The 2,372-nt window shown below is 68.8% G+C and carries 2 protein-coding genes and 1 pseudogene; all 3 read right to left on the bottom strand.

Annotation, left to right across the window (positions count from 1 at the left end):
- A partial coding sequence (locus tag HC022_RS24265; RefSeq protein WP_167454105.1) for a branched-chain amino acid ABC transporter permease occupies positions 1–624 on the bottom strand: 624 nt, incomplete at its 3' end.
- Between the two features lie 210 nt (positions 625–834).
- A complete protein-coding gene (locus tag HC022_RS24260; RefSeq protein WP_040384438.1) occupies positions 835–2,043 on the bottom strand; it encodes an ABC transporter substrate-binding protein in 1,209 nt (402 codons plus the stop codon).
- A 61-nt stretch (positions 2,044–2,104) separates the two neighbouring features.
- A pseudogene (locus tag HC022_RS24255) lies at positions 2,105–2,372 on the bottom strand (aromatic ring-hydroxylating dioxygenase subunit alpha); the annotation flags it as partial.

Below are 2,372 nucleotides of genomic sequence, written 5' to 3'. Positions count from 1 at the left end.
CGCGCCGCCGAGCCCCGCCAGCGCCGAGCCGAGCGCGAAGACGCCGGTGAAGAGCCACGCCTGGTTGACGCCGAGCGCACCCACCATCTCGCGGTCCTGGGTTGCGGCGCGGACCAGCACGCCGAGCCTTGTGCGGGTGATGAGGTACCACAGCGCGAAGAGGATGAAGGGGGTGATGGCGATGAGCACGATGTCGTACTTGGGCACCGGTTCACCGAATATGCGCCAGACGCCGCGCAGGCCGGGCGCGCGCGGGCCCATGCGGTCCTCGGCGCCCCAGATCATTAGCGCGAGGTCCTGGATCACCAGGATCACCCCGAAGGTGGCGACAAGCTGGAACAGCTCGGGCGCGCGGTAGATCGGGCGCAGCACCACCATCTCGACCACGGCGCCGATCAGCCCCACGGCGAGGCCGGTGAGCAGGATCGCGCCCCAGAAGCCGACATGGCCGGGCAGGATCTCCATCAGCGTGACGCCGATGAAGGCGCCCAGCATGTAGAAGGAGCCGTGGGCGAAGTTGACGATCCGGGTGACGCCGAAGATCAGCGACAGGCCGGAGGCGACGAGGAAGAGGGCCGCCGCGTTGGCGAGCCCGGTCAGGAACTGGGCGAGGAAGAAGGCCATGGTCCGGGGGACTTTCCTTGTGCAGCACGACGCATCGGGTGCCGCGCGTCGGTCGGGGTGCGACGGGGGGTCCGGGGGCGGGGCTGTCGCCCTGCGTCCCGGCCGTGGCGAGGGGCTCTGCCCCTCTTGGCGCGTACCGCGCCAATTCACCCCGGAGTTTGTCTGGCAAGATGAAGGAGGGGCGCCGCGCTTCGGGCGCCCCTGCCGCGCTTATTCCGCGGGGCGCATCGCCTTGATGTCCTCGTCGCTGGGCATGTAGGGGGCCGGGTCCTTGTATTCCCAGTCCACCATGACGCCCTTGCCGTCCTCGAGCGCGGTGGTGCCGACCCAGGCGCCGAGCGTCGACTGGTTGTCGATGGCGCGGTAGCTCAGCTCGCCGATGGGCGTGCCCTCGACCTTGAGGTCCTCGAAGGCGGCGACCAGCGAGGCGGTGTCGGTGGCGCCGGCCTTGTTGATGGCGGCGGCGATCGACTGCGCGGTCATGTAGCCCACGAGGCTGCCGATCTTGGGGGTCTCGCCGGTGGCCTCGACATAGGCGTCGACGAAGGTCTTGCCCGGGGTGCCGTCCTCGAAGCCGTACCAGGGGAAGCCGGTGACGTACCAGCCCTCGGGGGCCTCGTCGCCGAGCGGCTCGAGGTACTCGGGCTCGCCGGTGAGCAGGCCGTAGACCGAGCGGCCGTCGAAGAGGCCGCGGTCGCCGCCTTCGCGCACCAGCTTGGCGAGGTCGGTGCCGAAGGTGACGTTGTAGATGGCGTCTGGCTTGGCGCGTTCGATGGCCTGCACCTCGGCGCCGGCGTCGATGTTGAAGAGCGCCGGCCACTGCTCGGCCACGAACTCGACCTCGGGCTTGAGCCGGGTCAGGTTCTCCTTGAAGGCGGCCACGGCGTCCTGCCCGTAGGCGTAGTTGGGCGCGATGGTGGCGTACTTGACGGCGTCGGTCTTGGCGGCCTCTTCGGCCAGCATCGCGGCCTGCACCCAGGTCGAGGCGCGCAGGCGGAAGGTGTAGGGGTTGCCCGAGCCCCAGACGAGGCTGTCGGCCAGCGGCTCGGAGGCGAGGTAGAGGTAGCCCTTCTCGGCGGCGAAGCTCGACAGCGCGAGGCCCACGTGGCTGAGGATGGTGCCGGTGAACATCACCGTGCCCTCGCGGGTCATCAGCTCCTCGGCGATCTTCACCGCCTCGGCCGGGTCGCCCTGGTCGTCGCGGAAGACGAACTCGAGGTCCTTGCCGAGCACGCCGCCGTCGCCGTTGATCTGGCTCAGCGCCAGCTCGATGCCCTTCTTGTAGGGCTCGGCAAAGGCTGCCATGCGCTTGTAGTGGTTGATCTCGCCGACCTTGATCGTGTCCTGCGCGAGGGCTGCCGCAGGGGCCAGCGCGGCGGCCGCGGCCATGCCGAGCACGGTGCGTCTGATGAGGTTCATTGTGTGCGTCTCTCCTGTTGGTGGGGTTCGTTGACCCCGTGTCGCCCGGTCTTTGTGCCGGTTAATCGTGGTAAACGAAAGCGGGAGAAGGGTCCGAGGCGATGTCCTCGGTCCGTTCCAGTTCGAGAAGTTCGTTGATGCGCTTGCGGTAGACAAGGGGGCCCTTGTCGATGGCGATGCGGATCGGGCGGCGCTTCTGCGGGCGGATCTCTTCCTCCTGCACCGCCTCGAGGATCTCCTTGTCCTCGGCGAAGGCCTTGCGGAACATCGTGTCCATGCGTGCCGCCGCCTCGGGGTCGTCGGTGGCGGTGTTGCGCAGGTGCATCCAG

It is taken from the genome of Salipiger sp. HF18 (assembly GCF_011806505.1).
GTDB lineage: Bacteria > Pseudomonadota > Alphaproteobacteria > Rhodobacterales > Rhodobacteraceae > Salipiger > Salipiger thiooxidans.
The sequence above is the reverse complement of the archived record's forward strand: the minus strand, read 5'-3'. Positions and strand labels throughout refer to the sequence as shown.

What these genes read in the sequence shown, in the direction of transcription:
- HC022_RS24260 (WP_040384438.1), bottom strand. Translation starts at nt 2,043, where the DNA reads ATGAACCTCATCAGACGCACCGTGCTCGGCATGGCCGCGGCCGCCGCG.